Source organism: Paracoccus hibiscisoli, assembly GCF_005048265.1.
Classification (GTDB): Bacteria; Pseudomonadota; Alphaproteobacteria; order Rhodobacterales; family Rhodobacteraceae; genus Paracoccus; species Paracoccus hibiscisoli.
Genome location: NZ_SUNH01000016.1, coordinates 76,628 through 96,215, shown reverse-complemented (window position 1 = coordinate 96,215; position 19,588 = coordinate 76,628). Strand labels below are relative to the sequence as shown.

Here is a 19,588-nt window from a genome sequence, read left to right as displayed (position 1 = left end):
AGCCTGAATTCCCGGAAGGACAGCCTTCCGGTCCCTGCCCTGCGCAGGGATCGCCCCCCGTCAGCGCGTTGCGCCCACGGGGGCAACAGTGTTTTGGACCAGGAGGCCCGACGATGTTCGAGAACCTTTCCGACCGTTTGGGCGGCGTCTTCGACCGGCTGACCAAGCAGGGCGCCCTGTCCGAGGATGACGTCACCGCCGCCATGCGCGAGGTGCGCACCGCCCTGCTGGAGGCCGACGTCTCGCTGCCGGTGGCGCGCAACTTCGTCAAGGCGGTCACCGCCAAGGCCACCGGTGCGGCGGTCACGAAATCGGTCAGCCCCGGCCAGCAGGTCGTCAAGATCGTCCATGACGAGCTGATCCGCGTGCTGCAGGGCGAGGACGCCCCCGAGGCGCTGCGCATCGACAACCCGCCCGCCGCCATCCTGATGGTCGGCCTGCAGGGCTCGGGCAAGACCACCACCACCGCGAAACTGGCCCTGCGCCTCAAGGACCGCGAAAAGAAGCGCGTGCTGATGGCCAGCCTGGACACCAACCGCCCGGCCGCGATGGAGCAGCTGGCCATCCTGGGCCAGCAGATCGGCGTCGACACGCTGCCCATCGTGATTGGCCAGACCGCCGTGCAGATCGCGCAGCGCGCCAAGACCCAGGCGTCCTTGGGTGGCTATGACGTGCTGATGCTGGACACCGCCGGCCGCCTGCATATCGACGAGGCGCTGATGGCGCAGGTCCAGCAGGTCCGCGACATCGCGAACCCGCGGGAAACGCTGCTGGTCGTCGATGGCCTGACCGGACAGGACGCCGTGAACGTCGCGACCGAATTCGACGCCAAGGTCGGCGTGACCGGCGTGGTGCTGACCCGCATGGACGGCGACGGGCGCGGCGGCGCGGCCCTGTCGATGCGCGCCGTGACCGGTAAGCCGATCCGCTTCGTGGGTCTGGGCGAAAAGATGGACGCGCTGGAGACGTTCGACGCGGAACGCGTCGCGGGCCGCATCCTGGGCATGGGCGATATCGTGGCCCTGGTCGAGAAGGCCCAGCAGGTGCTGGAGGTCGAACAGGCCGAGCGCATGATGAAGCGGTTCCAGAAGGGTCTGTTCAACATGAACGACCTGCGCGGCCAGCTGGAGCAGATGCAGAAGATGGGCGGCATGCAGTCGGTCATGGGCATGATGCCCGGCATGGCCAAGATGGCCAAGCAGGCCGAGGCCGCGGGCTATGACGACAAGGTCATCCGCCACCAGATCGCGCTGATCAATTCGATGACCAAGAAGGAACGGGCCAACCCGGACCTGCTGCAGGCCAGCCGGAAAAAGCGCATCGCCGCCGGTGCGGGTCTGGACGTGTCGGATCTGAACAAGCTGCTGAAGATGCAGAAGCAGATGGCCGACACGATGAAAAAGCTGGGCAAGATGGGCAAGGGCGGCATGCTCAAGCAGGCCATGCGCGCCATGACCGGCAAGGGCGGCGGACTGCCCGACATGGACAACCTGGACCCCGCCAAGATGGCAGAGGCGCAGAAGATGCTGGCCGATCCCAAGGGTCTGGGCGGCCAGCTGGGCCGCGCGGGCCTGCCGGGCGGTCTGGGCGGATTGTTCGGCAAGAAATGATCACCCTGTCCCCCACCCCGGTTCTGGAAACGGAACGCCTGATCCTGCGCGCGCCCCTGGGCAGCGACTGGCCGCATTGGCGCAGCTTTTATCAATCCGACCGCGCACAGTTCGTGGGCGGCGGCGTGACCGAACCCAAGCCCGGCGCCTATTGGCGGGCCTTCGGCCATCTGACCGGCCATTGGGTGATGCGCGGTTTCGGCATGTTCGTCTTTTGCTTCAAGGGGCAGGAGGACATGCCCCTTGGTATGGTCGGCCCGTGGTATCCCGACGGCTGGCCCGAGCGTGAGCTGGGCTGGACCGCCTGGTCGCAGGCCGTGGAAGGAAAGGGTCTGGTGGCCGAGGCTGTCCGCGCCGCGCGGGCCCACGCGTTCCGCGACCTGGGCTGGACCACCGCCGTCAGCTATATCGACCCGGCCAATGCCCGCTCGATCGCGCTGGCCGAACGGCTTGGGGCGGTGCGCGACCGGGGCGCCGCGACGCCGGTCTTCGATCACCCCTGCCTCGTCTATCGCCACCCCGCCCCGGAGGCCGCATGACCGACGCAACCACCCGCGCCGCCGACCTGCTGGCCGATCACCGCGCCAGCATCGACCGGCTGGACGCCATTCTGGTCTATACGCTGGCCGAACGGTTCAAGCACACCCAGTCCGTCGGCCGTCTCAAGGCCCGGCACGACCTTCCGCCGTCCGATCCCTCGCGCGAGGCAAGCCAGATCGAACGCCTGGAACGCCTCGCGCGCGAGGCCGATCTCGACCCGGAATTCGCGCGCAAATTCCTGACCTTCGTGATCGCCGAAGTCATTCGGCACCACGAACATTATCAGTCCTGACCGGACGACAACCCAAGGAGACTATCCATGTCCATGAAGATCCGCCTGGCCCGTGGTGGCAGCAAAAAACGCCCGCACTATGCCATCGTCGCCTCCGATTCGCGCATGCCGCGCGACGGCCGCTTCATCGAGAAGCTGGGCACCTACAACCCGCTGCTGGCGAAAGACAGCGAAGAGCGCGTGAAGATGGATGTCGAGCGCATCCAGTACTGGCTGGGCCAGGGCGCGCAGCCCACGGACCGCGTCGCCCGCTTCCTGGAGGCCGCCGGCGTCAAGGAAAAGGCCGAGCGCAAGAACATGAAGAAGGCCGAGCCCGGCAAGAAAGCCAAGGCCCGCGCCGAAGAGCGTGCCAAGAAAGCCGCACCGGCCGACGCCGAGTGATCCGATCTGGCGGGGGGCAGCCCCCGCCAGTCCTTTTTTGCAAGGGTGTGCCATGACCGAAGACCGCATCTGCGTCGGCGCCATCGCGGGGGCCTTTGGGGTCCACGGAGAGGTGCGGCTGAAAAGCTTCTGCTCGGACCCTGCCGACATCGCGAATTACTCCCCCCTGACCTCCGAGGACGGCACCCGCAGCTTTGGCGTGACGCTGACCCGCGAGGTCACCGGCGCCCTGGGCGCGCGCATCACCGGGGTCACCACCAAGGAACAGGCCGATGCCCTGCGCGGCGTCACGCTCTGGGCCCCGCGCAGCGCCCTGCCCTCGCTGCCCGATGACGAATTCTATCACGCCGACCTGATCGGGCTGGATGTCGTCGATACCGGCGGCACCCCCCTGGGTCGCGTGCGCGCACTGTATGATCACGGCGCGGGCGACATCATCGAGGTGGTGGGCGGCGCGCAGATCCTGATGCTGCCCTTTACCCGCGCCATCGTGCCCACCGTCGATCTGGCCGCGCGCCGCATCGTCGTGGACCCGCCCGGTGACGGCGGGAGCAGCGACGACGCATGACCGACGCGCCGCCGCCGAAATCGCATGGCCGCCTGACCGCCCGCCCCAGCCTGCGCCCGCGCGAACTGATGGCGGAACCCCAGGTCGCGGGCGCCTGGACCGCGCGCATCATCACCCTGTTCCCCGAGGCCTTTCCCGGCATCCTGGGCCTGTCCCTGACCGGCAAGGCGCTGGCGCAGGGGCTGTGGAACCTGCAGACGATCCCGCTGCGCGATCACGGGCTGGGGCGGCACCGCAATGTGGACGACACGCCCGCGGGCGGCGGCGCGGGCATGGTGATCCGGCCCGACGTGCTGGACGCGGCGCTGCGCGAGGCGGGCCCCGGCCTGCCCGTCATCTACATGTCGCCACGCGGCAAGCCCTTGACGCAGGCCCGCGCCCGCCAGCTGGCACAGGGACCGGGCGTCACCCTGATCTGCGGCCGGTTCGAGGGGGTCGACCAGCGCGTTCTGGACGCCCATGACATCGAAGAGGTCAGCATCGGCGATTATGTCCTGACCGGAGGAGAGATTGCCGCTCAGGTCTTGATCGACGCGACGGTCCGGCTTATACCGCGCGTGCTGGGCAATCATGATTCCCTGGCCGAGGAGTCCTTTTCCATCGGCAACCGGGGTCTTCTGGAAGCGCCGCAGTTCACCAAGCCCGCCCTCTGGGATGGCCGCGAGATACCGCCCGTGCTGTTGTCGGGCAATCACGCAGCCATCGCCGCATGGCGGTCCGGTGAGGCCGAGAGGCTGACACAAGAACGCCGCCCCGATCTGTGGCGGGCATATGCAGAGACGCATGTGGACCCGGCTAAGGACCGACAGCGCTCGGGCGCATCAGACCAATCGCGGATATACCGCGAGCATGACAAGGAACCAAAGCGATGAACCTGATCGCACAACTCGAAGCCGAGCAAATCGCCGAGCTTGGCAAGACCATCCCCGACTTCAAGGCCGGCGACACGATCCGCGTCGGCTATAAAGTGACCGAGGGCACCCGGACCCGCGTCCAGAACTATGAGGGCGTCTGCATCTCGCGCAAGGGCGGAGCCAACATCGCGGCCAGCTTCACCGTCCGCAAGATCAGCTTTGGCGAGGGCGTGGAACGCGTGTTCCCGCTGTATTCGACCAACATCGCCACGATCGAAGTCGTTCGTCGCGGCAAGGTCCGTCGCGCCAAGCTGTACTATCTGCGTGACCGTCGCGGCAAATCCGCCCGTATCGTCGAAAAGACCAACTATCGTCCGCTGTCGGACGCGAAAGCCTGAGCAGAGGTCACGCCATGAAAAACGATACTCACCCCGATTATCACACCATCTCGGTCAAGATGACGGATGGCACCACCTACCAGACCCGCTCCACCTGGGGTTCGGAAGGCGAGACGATGTCGCTGGACATCGACCCGACCTCGCACCCGGCCTGGAACGGCGGCTCGTCGCGGTTGATGGATGCCGGTGGTCGCGTGACCAAGTTCAAATCCAAATATGCCGGCCTGGGCTTCTGATCCCCACCGCCATGGATGTTGCCGACGCCGCCCCCCGGGGCGGCGTTTCGCATTCCGGCCTCAGGTAAAGAAGGCCAGGACCGGGCGCCGTCCTCCGGTCGCCAGGAACCCCGCCAGCCCCAAGCACAACGCCATCACCACCAGCGCCTTCAGATCGCCCGTCAGGCCAAAGGCAGTGGCGACATGCATGATCAGGACATGCACGAAATAGACGAAGGCCGCCATTCCGGCGATCTGCTTGCCGTCCCAGCCGCCGCTGACCCGCTGTGCGGCCAGAAACATCAGCGGCGTGGCCAGCAGCAGCGACGCCATCATGTCCACGCCCCAGCCCCCGTCCGCGATCCGGTACCAGATCAGGCTCTCGGTCACGACGGCGGCCAGCGCCAGCCCGGCCAGCGGCCAGACCCGCCGCCCCAGGCCCGCGCCCCAGCCATGCGCCATCAGCACGCCCATCGCGAAATAGGGGAACACCGCGAACAGCCCGTTGCGGTAATGGTCCAGCTGGATCTGCGCCTGCCCCGACAGCACCAGATATTGCAGCACCAGCCCGATCAGCGCCATCGCCGCCGCCGCCCCTGCCAGCACGCGCGGCGCGCGCAGCACCATCACCAGCACCGCCGATACCAGCAGACCCGGCAGGAACCACAGCTGGAAATAGCCGAACGCCACCAGGCGCAGGGCATGATGCCAACTGCCGATCCCCGGCCCGTAGAAGGGCAGATAGATCACCATCCACAGTAGATAGACCGCCCCGATACGCCGCAGATAGCGCCAGCCCTGCCCCCGCCGCATCGCCGCCAGAAAGAAATAGCCCGAGATCAGCGCAAAGACCGGCACCGCCAGCCGATAGACGCCGTTGAACAGCGCCTGTTTCACCAGCGCCGGGGCCGCGTCGGGAAAGCCGCCATGCAGCGCCACCACGAACAAGGCCAGCATCAGGCGAAGCGGATCGATGGCGCTGGCGCGCGCGGTCTGGTCGGTCATGAGGGGGGCCCTGTCCTGTCAGCCCCCTCAACGATGCAAAGCGGTTCGCGTTCCGCTCAGGCGGCCTCGGCTCCGGGCGCGACCAGTCCGACGATATCCATCATGATCGTGTTCAGCTGGAAATCCTTGGGGGTATAGACCCGCGCGACCCCCATCGCCGCCAGCCGCGCCGCGTCATCGTCGGGAATGATGCCGCCGACGATCACCGGGATATGCGACAGGCCGGCCGCCTGCATGCGGCCCATCAGATCCTCGATCAGGGGCATGTGGCTGCCCGACAGAATCGACAAGCCGACCACGTGGACATCCTGCTCCTGCGCGCGGGCGACGATCTCTTCCGGGGTCAGGCGGATGCCCTCATAGGTGATGTCCATGCCGCAGTCGCGGGCGCGGAAGGCGATCTGTTCCGCCCCGTTCGAATGGCCGTCCAGCCCCGGCTTGCCCACCAGGAACTTCAGCCGCCGCCCCAGACGGGCGCTGACCGCGTCGACCGCCTCGCGGATCTCCTCCAGCCCCTCGGTGCGGTTCGACTGCGCCTGCGACACGCCGGTCGGGCCGCGATATTCGCCATGCACCGCGCGCATCACGCCCGCCCATTCGCCGGTCGTGACCCCCGCCCGCGCCGCCTGGATCGAGGCCGGCATGACATTGCCCCCCGTCCGCGCCGCCTGGCGCAGCGCATCCAGCGCCGCCTCGACCGCGCCCGCATCGCGCGCCGCGCGCCAGGCCTGCAGCCGCCCGACCTGATCGGCCTCGACCGCCGGATCGACGGTCATGATGCCGCCATCACCGGCGGTCAGGGGCGAGGGCTCGGCCTGCTGCCAGCGGTTCACGCCGACCACGATGGTCTCGTTCGTCTCGATCCGTCCAAGGCGGGCGGCGTTCGATTCGACCAGCCGCGCCTTCATATAGTCGATGGCCGCGATCGCGCCGCCCATTTGGTCCAGCAGCGCCAGCTCGTCCCGCGCGCCCTGTTTCAGCACCTCGACCTTGGCCGCGATCACCGGGTTGCCGTCGAACAGGTCGCCATATTCCAACAGGTCGGTCTCATAGGCCAGGATCTGCTGCATGCGCAGCGACCATTGCTGATCCCACGGACGCGGCAGGCCCAGGGCCTCGTTCCAAGCGGGCAGCTGCACGGCACGGGCGCGGGCGTTCTTGGACAGCGTGACGGCCAGCATCTCAAGCAGGATGCGATAGACGTTGTTCTCGGGCTGCTGCTCGGTCAGGCCCAGGCTGTTGACCTGCACGCCATAGCGGAACCGGCGGTATTTCTCCTCCGCGATGCCATAGCGGTCGCGGGTGATCTCATCCCACAGCTCGGTGAAGGCGCGCATCTTGCACAGCTCGGTCACAAAGCGGATGCCCGCATTCACGAAAAAGCTGATCCGCCCGACCATCTCGGGGAAGCTCTCCTCGGGGACCTTGCCCTTCAGGTCGTCCAGAACCGCGATGGCGGTGGCCAGCGCATAGGCCAGCTCCTGTTCCGGCGTCGCGCCTGCCTCCTGCAGGTGATAGCTGCAGACGTTCATCGGGTTCCATTTCGGCAGATGCTGGCGCGTATAGGCCGCGATGTCGGTGATCATCGCCAGCGACGGCGCGGGTGGACAGATATAGGTGCCGCGCGACAGGTATTCCTTGATCAGGTCGTTCTGGACCGTTCCTTGCAGGCGGGACACGTCGGCCCCCTGCTCCTCGGCGACGGCGATATACAGCGACAGCAGCCAGGGCGCGGTCGCGTTGATCGTCATCGAGGTGTTCATCTGCTCCAGCGGGATTTGGTCGAACAGCGCCCGCATGTCGCCCAGATGGCAGACGGGCACGCCGACCTTGCCCACCTCGCCCCGCGCCAGGATGTGGTCGCTGTCATAGCCGGTCTGGGTCGGCAGATCGAAGGCCACCGACAGGCCGGTCTGACCCTTGGCCAGGTTGGTGCGATAGAGTGCGTTCGACTTCGCCGCTGTCGAATGGCCCGCATAGGTGCGGAACAACCAGGGTTTGTCCTTGTCGGCCACGGCATATCCTCGCAACAATATTTCTGTCTTTATCTTGATACAGACACAAAACTGCGCCGTCAATTCGCCGCAACGCAGCAGATTCTGCAGTGCGTCGGACATTTTATTGCGCTTGTTGCGCAATTCCTATTGCATTGTTGCTATACCGTTCGTAATTAGGCATCAGCATGGCGCATTGATTCTGCGCTGCGGCACTGGACAGGAGAAGCAGATGGCCCTCGACGCACCGACCCCGATCGCGCCTTACAATGCGCCCGTCAAAGACCTCTATGAGATCGGCGAGATGCCGCCCCTGGGCCATGTGCCCGCGCAGATGCACGCCTGGACGATCCGCCGCGAGCGGCAGGGCGAGCCGGATCAGGCGATGCAGCTGGAGGTCGTCGACACCCCTGCCATCGACAGCAACGAGGTGCTGGTCCTGGTGATGGCGGCGGGCGTCAACTATAACGGGATCTGGGCGGGCCTAGGCAAGCCGATCAGCATGTTCGACGTGCACAAGCAGCCCTATCACATCGCCGGCTCCGACGCGTCCGGCATCGTCTGGGCGGTGGGCGACAAGGTCAAACGCTGGAAGGTCGGCGACGAGGTCGTCATCCATTGCAACCAGGACGACGGCGATGACGAGCATTGCAACGGCGGCGACCCGATGTATTCGCCCACGCAGCGCATCTGGGGCTATGAGACGCCCGATGGCAGCTTTGCCCAGTTCACCCGCGTGCAGGCCCAGCAGCTGATGCCCCGCCCGCGCCACCTGACCTGGGAGGAATCGGCCTGCTATACGCTGACGCTGGCCACCGCCTATCGCATGCTGTTCGGCCATGAGCCGCACGAGCTGAAGCCGGGCATGAACGTGCTGGTCTGGGGCGCGTCGGGGGGTCTTGGATCCTATGCGATCCAGCTGATCAATGCGGCCGGCGGCAACGCCATCGGCGTGATCAGCGAGGAGGACAAGCGCGACTTCGTCATGGCCCTGGGCGCCAAGGGCGTCATCAACCGCAAGGAATTCCGCTGCTGGGGCCAGCTGCCCACCGTGAACACGCCCGAATACAAGGAATGGTTCAGCGAGGCACGTAAGTTCGGCGCCGCAATCTGGGACATCACCGGTAAGGGCAACAATGTCGACATCGTCTTTGAACACCCCGGAGAGGCGACCTTTCCGGTCAGCACGCTGGTCTGCAAGAAGGGCGGCATGATCGTCATCTGCGCGGGCACCACGGGCTTCAACTGCACCTTTGACGTCCGTTACCTGTGGATGCACCAGAAGCGCGTTCAGGGATCGCATTTCGCGCATCTGAAGCAGGCCAGCGCCGCCAACAAGCTGATGCTGGAGCGCCGCCTGGACCCCTGCATGTCCGAGGTGTTCCCCTGGGCCGACATCCCGGCGGCCCATATGAAGATGTTCCGCAACGAGCACAAGCCGGGCAACATGTCGGTTCTGGTCCAGTCGCCGCGCACCGGCCTGCGCACCTTCGAGGACGCGCTGGAGGCCGGTCGCCGCTGACCCAAAGGTCAGGCCGTGCGATCGGCCTGCCCCGCCATCCGGCATTGCCAGCGGGCGATGCGCTGGCCGGGATGGGCCTCGGACCAGCGCGCCAGCTGGGCCGGGGCGCCCATCATGCAGGTCATCAGCCCGACCTCCTCGGCATAAAGCAGGCTGCGGTCGCGGCAGCTGGCGGGGTCGGTGGACAGGCAGGCGACAAAGAACAACTCGATCATGGCGAACCTCACGCGGTCTGCCCTCCCTGGCGATGATCATCGCATGGCCGCGGCGGCGCACCAAACCGCAAGCGCCGCGCCACGGGCTGCGTCCCCGCGCCTGCACAGGCACCGGGCAGTCCTGATGCCGTGACGGGCAGGGTCAGGCCTTGCGATCGCCCTGACCGGCATAGCGGCATTTCCATTCGCGGACCTGCTCGGTCGGGTGAGTCGCCATCCATTTGGCCAGCTCGGACTGGCTCTGCAGCATGCAGGTGAACAGGCCGTTCTGCTCCTCGAACAGCAGGCTGTGATCGGTGCAGCGGTCGGGGTCGGCCAGCAGGCAGGTGACGAAGAACAGTTCGATCATCGCGTTTCTCCGGGTCGGTGCCCCCTGACACGGGCGGGGGGCGGAAAAGTTGCGCGGCGCTTTGCCTTGGGCGCGAAGGCAGGCTAAGGGACAGGCATGAACAGCCCCGTCCCCGCCCCGACCCTGTCGCCCGACCAGGCCGATGCCTGGGATGCCCTGGCCGAGACCTTCGGTGCCGCGGGCATCGACATCATCGCAGAGGAACTGCATCCGCCCGAGTCGGGAAAAGGTCGCGTCATGGCGGTCATCGGCAAGGCCGGCTCAGGCAAGACGCTGATGCTGTCGATGATCACCAAGGCCCTGCTGGAGGCCGGGGTCGAGCTGATCAGCCCCGATTACGAGGGCCGCAGGCGCAAGGACCGCCGCAGCGTGGCGATTCTGGCGCCCACCAACAAGGCGGCCTTCGTGCTGCGGATGCGGGGCGTGCCCGCGACGACGATCCACCGCATCCTGTATACGCCCGTTTATGACCCGCAATACGAGAAGATCGCCGAATGGCTGACCGGCAGCGGAGAGCGCCCGGTCATTCCCGAGCTGTCGGACACCGCGCTGGACCGGGCCAAGGCGTTCTATGACCAGCACGCCTCGATTCCCGGGGCGCTGGCCAATGCCGGGCTGCGCGGGTCGGACTTCATCCGCGGCTGGACCCGGCGCGAGGAGGGTCTGGATGTCGGGCTGATCGACGAGGCCTCGATGCTGGACGAAAAGCAGTTCGAGGATCTGCGCGAGATCTTTCCGGTGCTGGTCCTGTTCGGCGATCCGGCGCAGCTGGCCCCGGTCGGGCAGTCCGGGGCGATGGTCTTTGACACGCTGGCCGCCCCGCAGCGCCTGATGCTGAGCCGCATCCACCGCCAGGCTGATGACAGCCCGATCCTGGACCTGGCCCATGCGCTGGCCGACGATCAGCTGGGCTTTGACGATTTCGAGCAGATGATCCGCGACGCCGCCCGCAAGGATGACCGCGTGGTCTGGGCCGAACGGGTGGAGAGCGACCTGATGGCGCGCAGTCCGGTGCTGGTCTGGCGCAACGCCACGCGCATCCGGCTGATCCATGCGTTCCGCACCGCCTTTGGCGCGCCCGGCGACGCGCTGCTGCCGGGAGAGCCGCTGATCTGCGACGGGCTGGAGCTGCCGCTGAAGCACCGCAAGAAGCGGATCGACCTGGAGGCGCGCGGCCTGATCAAGGGCGCGCAGGTCGTCTATCTGGGGCCGGGCCGCAAGGCGGGGTTCTCTCGCCTGCACGTGATCGGGGCCGAGGACCCGCGCCTGTCGGCCGCCAGCATCGTCAAGATCGAGTTGCCCGGAGAGGAGGAGCCCTTCATCCCCTTCGCGGCGCGCATGGGGGCGGCATTCCTGCACGGGGCGGCGGTCACGATCCACAAGGCGCAGGGCAGCCAATGGCCCGAGGTGCAGGTCTTTGGCCCCGACATCGCCGCCGCCGCCTGGTCGAACCGCTCCGAGGCCGGGGTACAGCTGTGGAAACGCCTGACCTATGTCGCCATCACCCGCGCGCAGGAGCGTCTGTACTGGGTGACCAAGGCGCGGCTTGCGCGGCCCGCGGGCCCGCTGTCGACCGAGGATCTGGTCGCCCCGGTCGCCCCCTTGGCCCTAGATATCGAGGAAGAGTGATTGCGTCCCGCGACGCCGGGGGGCTGCCGCCCCCCGGACCCCCCGCTTAGCGCGTGCGGTCGGCGGGTGCCTGGCACTGGATGGACAGGCGCAGCGCCTCGATCAGGGCCTCGCGGGGCAGACCGGTGTCCTGCGACAGGCGCATGACGCCGAAATGGACGCGGGCCAGTTCCTGATAGTAGCGGGCGAACGTATAGTTGATCGACGCGCCCACCACCGCGCCGAAGACCGGGGCGGCCTGGGCGGCCATCTTTTGCCCCAGTGAGACGGACAGACGCGGGGCGACCTTGCTGACCAAGCCCTGCACGGTCTGGCCGGTGACCGACAGACGCGCAGCCAGCAGGCCCAGATCGGTGCTGTCATCCTCGGCCATGGGACCAGCGGCGGCAAAGATGCGCAGGCATTCCATCTGCACCTCCTCGCTATCGGGGTCCAGGCCATGCTCGGTCGCGATGTCCAGCATCGCGCGCAGCAGCAGGGTGACGGTGAAGGGCAGCTCGACCAAGGCGCCCGCGAAGCCACCCACGCCCCCCGCGGCCCCCGTCACGGTCGAGGCCATCCGGTTGAACCAGTCGCCCCTGTCCCGCACCACCTTGCGTGACCGGCTGGCCGCGCCGAAGGCCCGCGTCAGCGCCGCGCGGGTCACCGAATCCAGCCGCGAGCGGACAAAGCCGGGCAGGCGTTCGACCAGCCCTTCGGCGGTGTTGCCGATGCGGGTCAGGATCTGCATCCCCAGGCCCCCCGCATCCAGATAGCGGCGGGCGAGGCGGTCGATCTGGGCATGCACACCGGGGTCAGTGATCGGGGGCAGGACCAGGTCTTTGCGGTCGGTCATGGGCGGGATCTTTCGGATGGGCGACCTGGGTGCAGGCCGTGCTGTCCGGCGCGGGCGGATCGGAGGGCTTCGGCACCGGGGCGCGCAGGACCGGTCCTGACACCCCAACCCACGCGCCCGGCCTAAGTTCCAGACCCAGCACCCGATCCGGGTTGGTGGGCGGCGGCATCAGCACATCGTCTAGCCGTATAAAGCCGAACCGGCCGTAATAGGGCGCGTCGCCCACCAGCAGCACCCGGTCATGCCCTGTGGCCCGCGCCCGCGTCAGGCTGTCGCGCATCAGCAGACCGCCCAGCCCCTCGCCCTGGGCGGTGGGATGGACCGCGATCGGCCCCAGCAGCAGCACCGGATGGTCGCCGACCATCGCCGGCCAGAACCGGATCGCGGCCATCAGCGTGCCGCCCGCAGCGCGCAGCAGCAGGCACAAATCGGCCACGCGCGGCACCCCGTCACGCAGGCGATAGGAGGACAGCGCGGTGCGACCCGGCGCAAAGCACAGATCGTAAAGGCCCTCGACCTCGGATTCGTCGGCGGGGGTTTCGGGGCAGATCTCGTACATCGCGCCTCCTTGCTGTCGGGCGGGCCTTTAGCATGGGTCGGGGCCGTGCGAAACATTGCACCGCGCGAAAATCCGGGGCAGGTTGGCGCCCGAACGCCATGAGGAGGCCGCCCATGTTCTATCGCCCCGAAGCCGGCCACGGCCTGCCGCACAATCCCTTCAACGCGATCATCGCGCCGCGCCCGATCGGCTGGATCTCGACCCGCGGGTCCAACGGCGACAACCTGGCGCCCTATTCCTTCTTCAACGCCGTGGCCTATGTGCCGCCGCAGGTGATGTTCGCCTCAACCGGCGCCAAGGGCGACCGTCCCGGCACCAAGGACAGCGTGGCCCAGATCATCGAGACGGGGGTGTTCTGCGTGAATATCGCCACCGGCGATCTGCGCGATGCAGTCAACGCGACATCGGCGCCACTGCCCGCCGGGACCAGCGAATTCGACGCCGCCGGGATCGAGGCCGCCGATTGCACCACCATCGACTGTCCCCGCGTGGCAGGCGCCGCGGCGGCGCTGGAATGCCGGATGACCCAGATCGTGCCTCTGGCCGGTCAGGCGAATTTCGCTGTCTTCGGCGTGGTGACGGGGGTGCATCTGCGCGACGATTGCGTGGTCGACGGTCGGTTCGACCCGCGCGCGGCGGGCGGCTGGATTGCGCGTCTGGGGTACAAGGACTATGCCGCCGTGACCGACCTGTTCGAAATGGACCGCCCTGAATGAGCCGCACCGTCAAGGACTATGTCCGCTCCATCCACGATTTCCCGCACGAGGGAATCATCTTCCGCGACGTGACCACGCTATTCGCAGATGCGCGCGGCTTCCGCATGGCGGTGGACCAGATCCTGCATGCCTATGCCGGGACGCGCATCGACAAGGTCGTGGGGCTGGAGGCGCGCGGCTTCATTCTGGGCGGCGCGGTGGCGCATCAGCTCTCCACCGGCTTCGTGCCGATCCGCAAGAAGGGCAAGCTGCCCGGGACGGTCATCAGCGAGGCTTATCAGCTGGAATATGGCGAGGCGATCATGGAGATCCATGACGACGCCTTGAGGCCCGGCGAAAAGGTCCTGATCGTGGATGACCTGCTGGCCACCGGCGGCACGGCGGCCGCGGCGATCACGCTGTGCCGTCGCCTTGGCGCGGATGTCATCGGCTGTGCCTTTGTCATCGACCTGCCCGAGCTGGGCGGGCGCGCCATTCTGGAGGGCATGGACATGCCCGTCCACGCTTTGTGCGAGTTCGAAGGCGCCTAGGCCAGCACCGCGCCGGGGTTCATGATGCCAAGGGGGTCCAGCGCCCCCTTGATCGCCCGCATCGCGGCCAGCCGCGCCGGATCGCCCCATCGCGCCAGATCGGCGGCCTTCAGACGCCCGACTCCGTGTTCGGCCGAAAAGGATCCGCCGCGCGCCACGACCATCTCGTGGATGCCACGCGACAGGTCGCGGCGGATGGGTTCGTAATCGTCGCGGGTCCGGCCCGCTGCCGGGAACAGATTGTAATGCAGGTTGCCGTCGCCCAGATGGCCAAAGCAGTTGACACGCATGTCTCCCTGCCCCGCCAGCCACGCGCCCGCATCGTCGATGAACCGCGCCACCTGCGAGAGGGGCAAGCTGATATCATGGCTGGCGATGGCGCCGACATGCCGGTTGGCCAGCGGGATATGCTCGCGCAGCGCCCAAAGATCGGCGCCCTGCTGGCCCGATTGCGCGATAACGCCGTCATGGACAAGGGCGGCCTCGGTGCCCGCGGTGAACAGCCCCTCCAGCGCGGCATCGGCGGACAGGCCTGCGGGCAGCCCGACCTCGACCAGCACCAGCCAGTCGGGGCGCGCGGCAAAGGGCTGGCGCATGTCGGGGAAGGCCGCGTCCAGGAAATGCAGGCTCTGGCCTGAGATCAGCTCGAAGGCGGTCACGCCGCCCGCCATGCGCGCCTGCGCCAAGGCTAGCAGCGACAGGGCCGCGGCGGGGCTGTCCACGACCAGCATCGCGACGCCGGTTTCCGCAGGCACCGGGGCCAGCACCAGCGATGCGGCGGTGATGATGCCCAACGTCCCCTCGGCCCCGATCAGCAGGTCGCGCAGGTCGTATCCGGTATTGTCCTTCCTGAGGCGCTTTAGGTCGTGCATCACCGACCCGTCGGGCAGCACAGCCTCGACCCCCAGGCACAGGGCGCGGGCATTGCCGTATCGCAGCACGTTCACGCCCCCCGCATTCGTCGACAGCACGCCGCCGATCTGGGCCGAGCCCTGCGAGGCCAGTGACAGCGGAAACTGTCGCCCGACGCCCGCCGCCGCCTGCCGCGCCGCCTGCAGGGTGACGCCCGATTCGGCGATCATCACGGCCTCCTCGGGGAAAATGTCGCGGATGGCGCTCATCCGCTCCAGCGACAGGATCAGGGGGGCGGCGCCGTCGGCCATCACCTGTCCACCCACCAGCCCGGTCCCGCCGCCGCGCGGCACCACGGCCACACGGGCTGCCGCGCAGGCGCGGATGATGGCGGCGCATTCGTCAGCGTCGCGGGGGGCCGCGACCAGCCCCGCCATGCCGTGATAGCGGCCGCGCGGTTCCTCCGTGTAATGGGGCGCAGGGTCGCGCAGCACGCCTGCGGGCAGCATCGCGGCCAGGCGGTCATCGGCGGGGGTCAGCATCAGCGCACCTCGGTCTTACCGCGCCGGTCGCTGCGCAGGTTGGCGTACAGCACATGGTTGCGCCAGCGACCGTCGATCTGCAGATAGCTTTGGGCCACGCCCTCATACTTGAAGCCCGACCGTTCCAGCACGCCCCGCGATGCGGCGTTCTCGGGCAGGCAGGCGGCCTCGACGCGGCTCAGATCCAGCGCGGTGAAGGCGTGATGCACCAGCACGCCGATCGCCTCGCGCATATAGCCCTTGCGGGCATGGGGCTGGCCGATCCAATAGCCGATCGTGCCCGATTGCGCAGGGCCGCGGCGGATGTTGTCCAACGTGATCGCGCCCAGCAGCGTGCCGTCGCGATGCGCCAGGAACAGCGGAAAGGCGGTCCCCGCCTTGGCCGAGCGCGCGGCCCAATAGACGCGGTTGGTAAAGCTTTTGCGTGACAGGTGGTCGGGCGACCAGACCGGCTCCCACGGGGTCAGAAAGGCGCGGCTGTCCGACCGCAGCGCCGTCCAGGCGTTGAAATCGGAATGCAGGGGCAGGCGCAGCACGATCCGTTCGGCATCCAGCCGGAAAGGACGGCGCCGCGCCAGGATCACGCAGCCAGCCTTTCGGACAGCGCCTGCAGCGTCGGCGCACCCTCGACCGGGCCATAGAGGGCCAGCGCGGGGCGCGCGGTCGCCAGCAGCCGCTCGGCATGGGTGCGCACATCCGCGGCGGTGACGGCGGCGATGCGTTCCGCGACTTCGGCCGCGTCGGGCACGCGCCCCCAGATCGCTAAGCTCCGCGCCATGCGTTCGGCCTGACCCGAGGGGCTTTCCAGACCCATCAGCAGGCCCGCGCGCAGCTGCGCCTTGGCGCGGGCGATCTCGGCCTCGGACATGTCCTCGGTGGCGCGCTTGATCTCGTCGATGGTCAGGGTGGCCAGATCGCCCAGATCCTCGGCCCCGGTGCCGGCATAGATGGTCAGCATGCCGGTATCGTCATGGAAACCCGACTGCGCAAAGATGGTGTAGCACAGCCCCCGCTCCTCGCGGATCTTCTGGAACAGCCGCGACGACATCCCCCCGCCAAGCGCGGACGAAAAGATCTGCGCTGCATAGAAATCGGGCGCCAGATAGCCCGGCCCCTCCAGCGCCAGCGCGAAATGCGCCTGCTCCAGCGGTTTGACGGTGCGCGTCTCCAGGCCCTGCCAGCGGGCACCTTCGCGGGCGCCCTGCGGACGCGGCGCGATATGGCCCAGCACCTTTTCGGCCAGCCGCACGATGCGGTCGTGATCGACCGATCCGGCGGCCGCCACGACCATCTGGCCGGGGCCGTAATTCTCGGACACGAAACCGGCCAGATCGGAACGGCCAAAGCTGCTGACGCGCTCGGCCGGGCCTAGGATCGTGCGGCCGATGGGCTGGTCCGGATAGGCGGCCTCCTGCAGCCAGTCGAAGATGATGTCGTCGGGCGTGTCCATCGCCTGACCGATCTCCTGCAGGATCACGCCACGCTCGACCTCGATCTCGCGGTCGTCAAAGACCGGGTTCAGGACGATGTCGCTGATAACGTCAAAGGCCAGATCGACGTCATCCTCGAGCACGCGGACGTAATAGGCGGTCGCGTCGCGCGAGGTATAGGCATTGATATAGCCGCCCACATCCTCGATCGCCTCGGCAATCTGCAAGGCGCTGCGGGTCGCGGTGCCCTTGAAGGCCATATGCTCCAGGAAATGGGCGATGCCGTTCTGGTCAGCACGCTCGTTCCGGCCGCCCGCGCTGACCCAGATGCCCAGGGCCGCCGAATGCAGGCCGGGCATCTGCCGGGTCACGATGCGCAGCCCGTTGGGCAGGGTCGTCAGGCGCGGGGTGGGGTCTTGGCTCACGCGGTCCTCCGTTCAAGGATCAGGGACTTAAGCGCGTCCACGTCGTTTTCAACCCGGGTCAGACGCTCGGGCAGGTCGAACAGGTCGGCCATGTGCGGCGGCAGGCCGGGGCGCAGGCCGATGGCGCGTTCCACGGCGTCGGGGAACTTGGCCGGATGCGCGGTGGCCAGGGTGACCATCGGCACGCCCGGTTCGATATGGCGCTGTGCCACGGCGACGCCCACGGCGCTGTGCGGGCACAGGATCTCTCCGGTGCGGGCGCGGATGTCGCGGATCGTGTCCAGCGTCTCCTGTTCGCCCACGCGGCCCGAGACGTATTGCTCGCGCAGCGCCTCCAGTGCGCCCTGGCTGATGCTGAAGCCGCCCTGTTTCAGCTCCTCCATCAGCTGGCGGATCGCGTTTGCGTCCTGGCCATAGGCCAGATACAGCGCGCGCTCGAAGTTCGAGCTGACCTGGATGTCCATCGACGGGCTGATGGTCGGCTCGACCTCACCCATGCGGTAATCGCCGCTGGTCAGGGCGCGATGCAGGATGTCGTTCTGGTTGGTCGCCACGATCAGGCGGCGGATCGGCAGGCCCATCTGGCGCGCGATGGACCCCGCGAAGATGTCGCCGAAATTTCCGGTCGGCACGCAGAAATCGGTGGGCCGCATGCCAAGCGACGCGCAGGCGGTGAAGTAATAGACGATCTGCGCCACGACGCGGGCCCAGTTGATGCTGTTCACACCCGCCAGCCCGACATGGTCGCGGAAGGCATGGTCGTTGAACAGGTCCTTGAGCCGCGCCTGGCAATCGTCGAAATGCCCGGTCACGGCCAGCGCGTGGACATTGGCGGCGGGGGGCGTGGTCATCTGGCGGCGCTGCACCTCGGACACGCGGCCGTGGGGATACATGATCATCACGTCCACGTTGTCGATGCCGCGGAACGCCTCGATCGCCGCCGACCCGGTATCGCCGGACGTCGCGCCCACGATGGTCACGCGCTGTCCCGACCGCGTCAGCGCGATCTGGAACAGCTGCGCGATCAGCTGCATCGCGAAATCCTTGAAGGCCAGGGTGGGGCCGTGGAACAGCTCCAGCAGGTGGTGGCCGGGGGCCAGCTGCACCAGCGGCGCGCGGGCGTCATGGGCGATCCGCGCATAGGCGCGGTCGATGGCGCCGCGCAGCTCTTCATCGGTGAAGCTGTCGCCGGTGAAGGGGCGGATGACGCGGAACGCGACCTCCTCATAGGGCAGGCCGTCCAGCTGGTCCAACCCCTCGAAGGGGGGGATCGTCTCGGGCAGGTACAGCCCGCCGTCGCGCGCCAGCCCCGACAGCATGGCCTGTTCGAAATTCAGCACCGGGGCCTGGCCCCGCGTCGAGACGTAACGCATCGGAAATCCTTCAGTAGCTGCGCTGCCTGATACGCCAGATCAGCGCCAGTGTCATCACCGCCCAGGTGGCCGCGATCAGGAACCACTGCACCGCATAGGACAGGTGGTTGTTGGGGATTCCCTCGATCGCGACGGGCATCGGGCGGGCGCCCTGATTGTCGCCCTGGATGGCGCTGGCCACGACCAGAACCGGCAGCGTGTCCAGCGACGCGGCCATCGCTTCCACGTCGCGGGCGAACCAGATGTTCTCATCCAGATTCGGCGCGGGGGTGGAGCTGCTGGCGTCCTGCGGCCAGTGCAGGTTGCCGGTCACGTCAAGGCGCACGGGCGGACGCTCCAGCCGCCGGGCCTCCTGCGGGACGAAACCGCGATCCACCAGGACCGCGCGCCCGTCATCGGTCACGAATCGCGACACGATCTGATAGCCGGCACCCTGTTCGCGGGTGTGGGACAGCACGTCGATCTCGGCGCCGGTGGTGGTGCCGCTGACCGTCACGGGCAGGTATTTCATCGACGGATCGATCGCATCCGGCAGGGGCACCGGGTCGGCCTGGATGCCGACGGTGATCTGGTCCAGCATCCCCTCCTTCCAGTCGGCGCGGGCCAGCTGCCACAGGCCCAGCTGGATCAGGACGGCGCAGCCGACGATGCCGAGGATCAGGGGAAACAGATAGCGGCGCATGGGGCGCTCCCGGGGGAAAGGGCAACGAAAAACGCGCGGGGAAGACCCCCGCGCGCCTGTCGATCTCAGGGT

22 protein-coding genes and 1 pseudogene are annotated in these 19,588 nt (G+C 67.7%); 12 read left to right on the top strand and 11 right to left on the bottom strand.

Annotation, left to right across the window (positions count from 1 at the left end; translation table 11 throughout):
• Positions 1 to 113: 113 nt before the first annotated feature.
• From ffh to rpmE, 8 genes are read left to right on the top strand one after another with little or no spacing between them, the layout of a single operon-like run.
• Positions 114 to 1,610 (top strand): signal recognition particle protein, encoded by a 1,497-nt coding sequence (ffh, locus tag FA740_RS12445; RefSeq protein WP_136857097.1) that lies wholly within the window; start codon positions 114 to 116, stop codon positions 1,608 to 1,610.
• Positions 1,607 to 2,149 (top strand): GNAT family N-acetyltransferase, encoded by a 543-nt coding sequence (locus FA740_RS12440; protein ID WP_136857096.1) that lies wholly within the window; start codon positions 1,607 to 1,609, stop codon positions 2,147 to 2,149. The genes ffh and FA740_RS12440 overlap by 4 nt, the downstream gene beginning before the upstream one ends.
• Positions 2,146 to 2,442, top strand: coding sequence for a chorismate mutase (locus FA740_RS12435; RefSeq protein WP_136857095.1), 297 nt, complete (start codon positions 2,146 to 2,148; stop codon positions 2,440 to 2,442). Before FA740_RS12440 ends, FA740_RS12435 begins: the two co-directional genes overlap by 4 nt.
• Before the next feature lie 27 nt (positions 2,443 to 2,469).
• Positions 2,470 to 2,823 (top strand): 30S ribosomal protein S16, encoded by a 354-nt coding sequence (rpsP, locus tag FA740_RS12430; RefSeq protein ID WP_136857094.1) that lies wholly within the window; start codon positions 2,470 to 2,472, stop codon positions 2,821 to 2,823.
• A 52-nt stretch (positions 2,824 to 2,875) separates the two neighbouring features.
• On the top strand, positions 2,876 to 3,391 hold the full coding sequence (gene rimM / locus FA740_RS12425; protein ID WP_136857093.1) for a ribosome maturation factor RimM: 516 nt from the start codon (positions 2,876 to 2,878) through the stop codon (positions 3,389 to 3,391).
• On the top strand, positions 3,388 to 4,263 hold the full coding sequence (gene trmD, locus FA740_RS12420) for a tRNA (guanosine(37)-N1)-methyltransferase TrmD (protein WP_136857092.1): 876 nt from the start codon (positions 3,388 to 3,390) through the stop codon (positions 4,261 to 4,263). The genes rimM and trmD overlap by 4 nt, the downstream gene beginning before the upstream one ends.
• A complete protein-coding gene (gene rplS / locus FA740_RS12415) occupies positions 4,260 to 4,643 on the top strand; it encodes a 50S ribosomal protein L19 (protein WP_136857091.1) in 384 nt (127 codons plus the stop codon). Before trmD ends, rplS begins: the two co-directional genes overlap by 4 nt.
• 14 nt (positions 4,644 to 4,657) lie before the next feature.
• Positions 4,658 to 4,879 (top strand): 50S ribosomal protein L31, encoded by a 222-nt coding sequence (gene rpmE, locus FA740_RS12410; RefSeq protein ID WP_136857090.1) that lies wholly within the window; start codon positions 4,658 to 4,660, stop codon positions 4,877 to 4,879.
• A gap of 60 nt (positions 4,880 to 4,939) precedes the next feature.
• Here rpmE and FA740_RS12405 read toward each other — a convergent pair whose 3' ends face one another.
• Positions 4,940 to 5,863 carry an acyltransferase family protein gene (locus tag FA740_RS12405; RefSeq protein ID WP_136857089.1) on the bottom strand — a complete coding sequence of 308 codons (924 nt, stop codon included), beginning with the start codon at positions 5,861 to 5,863 and terminating at the stop codon, positions 4,940 to 4,942.
• Positions 5,864 to 5,919: 56 nt separating this feature from the next.
• Entirely contained in the window at positions 5,920 to 7,878 is a 1,959-nt protein-coding gene (locus tag FA740_RS12400; protein WP_246053616.1) for a protein meaA, read from the bottom strand.
• A gap of 211 nt (positions 7,879 to 8,089) precedes the next feature.
• On the opposite strand from FA740_RS12400, the gene ccrA reads away from it, so the two are divergent.
• Complete coding sequence (gene ccrA / locus FA740_RS12395) at positions 8,090 to 9,379, top strand: crotonyl-CoA carboxylase/reductase (protein WP_136857087.1); 1,290 nt, start codon at positions 8,090 to 8,092, stop codon at positions 9,377 to 9,379.
• A gap of 8 nt (positions 9,380 to 9,387) precedes the next feature.
• On the opposite strand, the gene FA740_RS12390 is transcribed toward ccrA, so the two are convergent.
• Together FA740_RS12390 and FA740_RS12385 are read right to left on the bottom strand one after the other, a co-directional pair.
• Complete coding sequence (locus FA740_RS12390) at positions 9,388 to 9,606, bottom strand: hypothetical protein (RefSeq protein ID WP_246053615.1); 219 nt, start codon at positions 9,604 to 9,606, stop codon at positions 9,388 to 9,390.
• Between the two features lie 130 nt (positions 9,607 to 9,736).
• Complete coding sequence (locus FA740_RS12385) at positions 9,737 to 9,943, bottom strand: hypothetical protein (RefSeq protein WP_136857086.1); 207 nt, start codon at positions 9,941 to 9,943, stop codon at positions 9,737 to 9,739.
• A gap of 96 nt (positions 9,944 to 10,039) precedes the next feature.
• On the opposite strand from FA740_RS12385, the gene FA740_RS12380 reads away from it, so the two are divergent.
• Entirely contained in the window at positions 10,040 to 11,572 is a 1,533-nt protein-coding gene (locus FA740_RS12380; protein WP_136857085.1) for an ATP-dependent DNA helicase, read from the top strand.
• Between the two features lie 46 nt (positions 11,573 to 11,618).
• Here the strand turns inward: FA740_RS12380 and FA740_RS12375 are convergent, their stop codons facing one another.
• The gene (locus FA740_RS12375) at positions 11,619 to 12,407 is read right to left on the bottom strand and encodes an EcsC family protein (protein ID WP_136857084.1); all 789 of its coding nucleotides are present in this window, start codon (positions 12,405 to 12,407) and stop codon (positions 11,619 to 11,621) included.
• Positions 12,408 to 12,486: 79 nt separating this feature from the next.
• Positions 12,487 to 12,966: pseudogene (locus FA740_RS12370) on the bottom strand (GNAT family N-acetyltransferase); the annotation flags it as partial.
• 113 nt (positions 12,967 to 13,079) lie between these two features.
• On the opposite strand from FA740_RS12370, the gene FA740_RS12365 reads away from it, so the two are divergent.
• Positions 13,080 to 13,682: a flavin reductase family protein gene (locus tag FA740_RS12365; protein ID WP_136857082.1), complete on the top strand. Its 603-nt coding sequence runs from the start codon at positions 13,080 to 13,082 to the stop codon at positions 13,680 to 13,682.
• On the top strand, positions 13,679 to 14,212 hold the full coding sequence (locus FA740_RS12360; protein WP_136857081.1) for an adenine phosphoribosyltransferase: 534 nt from the start codon (positions 13,679 to 13,681) through the stop codon (positions 14,210 to 14,212). The genes FA740_RS12365 and FA740_RS12360 overlap by 4 nt, the downstream gene beginning before the upstream one ends.
• On the opposite strand, the gene FA740_RS12355 is transcribed toward FA740_RS12360, so the two are convergent.
• From FA740_RS12355 to FA740_RS12335, 5 genes are all read right to left on the bottom strand, one after another.
• Complete coding sequence (locus FA740_RS12355) at positions 14,209 to 15,606, bottom strand: FAD-binding oxidoreductase (RefSeq protein WP_136857080.1); 1,398 nt, start codon at positions 15,604 to 15,606, stop codon at positions 14,209 to 14,211. The genes FA740_RS12360 and FA740_RS12355 overlap by 4 nt on opposite strands.
• Complete coding sequence (locus FA740_RS12350; protein WP_136857124.1) at positions 15,606 to 16,187, bottom strand: GNAT family N-acetyltransferase; 582 nt, start codon at positions 16,185 to 16,187, stop codon at positions 15,606 to 15,608. The genes FA740_RS12355 and FA740_RS12350 overlap by 1 nt, the downstream gene beginning before the upstream one ends.
• Entirely contained in the window at positions 16,187 to 17,395 is a 1,209-nt protein-coding gene (locus FA740_RS12345; RefSeq protein ID WP_136857123.1) for a M16 family metallopeptidase, read from the bottom strand. The genes FA740_RS12350 and FA740_RS12345 overlap by 1 nt, the downstream gene beginning before the upstream one ends.
• A 62-nt stretch (positions 17,396 to 17,457) precedes the next feature.
• Positions 17,458 to 18,834, bottom strand: a complete 1,377-nt coding sequence (gene thrC / locus FA740_RS12340) for a threonine synthase (RefSeq protein WP_136857079.1) — start codon at positions 18,832 to 18,834, stop codon at positions 17,458 to 17,460.
• A gap of 10 nt (positions 18,835 to 18,844) precedes the next feature.
• Positions 18,845 to 19,516, bottom strand: coding sequence for an SURF1 family protein (locus FA740_RS12335; protein ID WP_136857078.1), 672 nt, complete (start codon positions 19,514 to 19,516; stop codon positions 18,845 to 18,847).
• Positions 19,517 to 19,588: the final 72 nt, after the last annotated feature.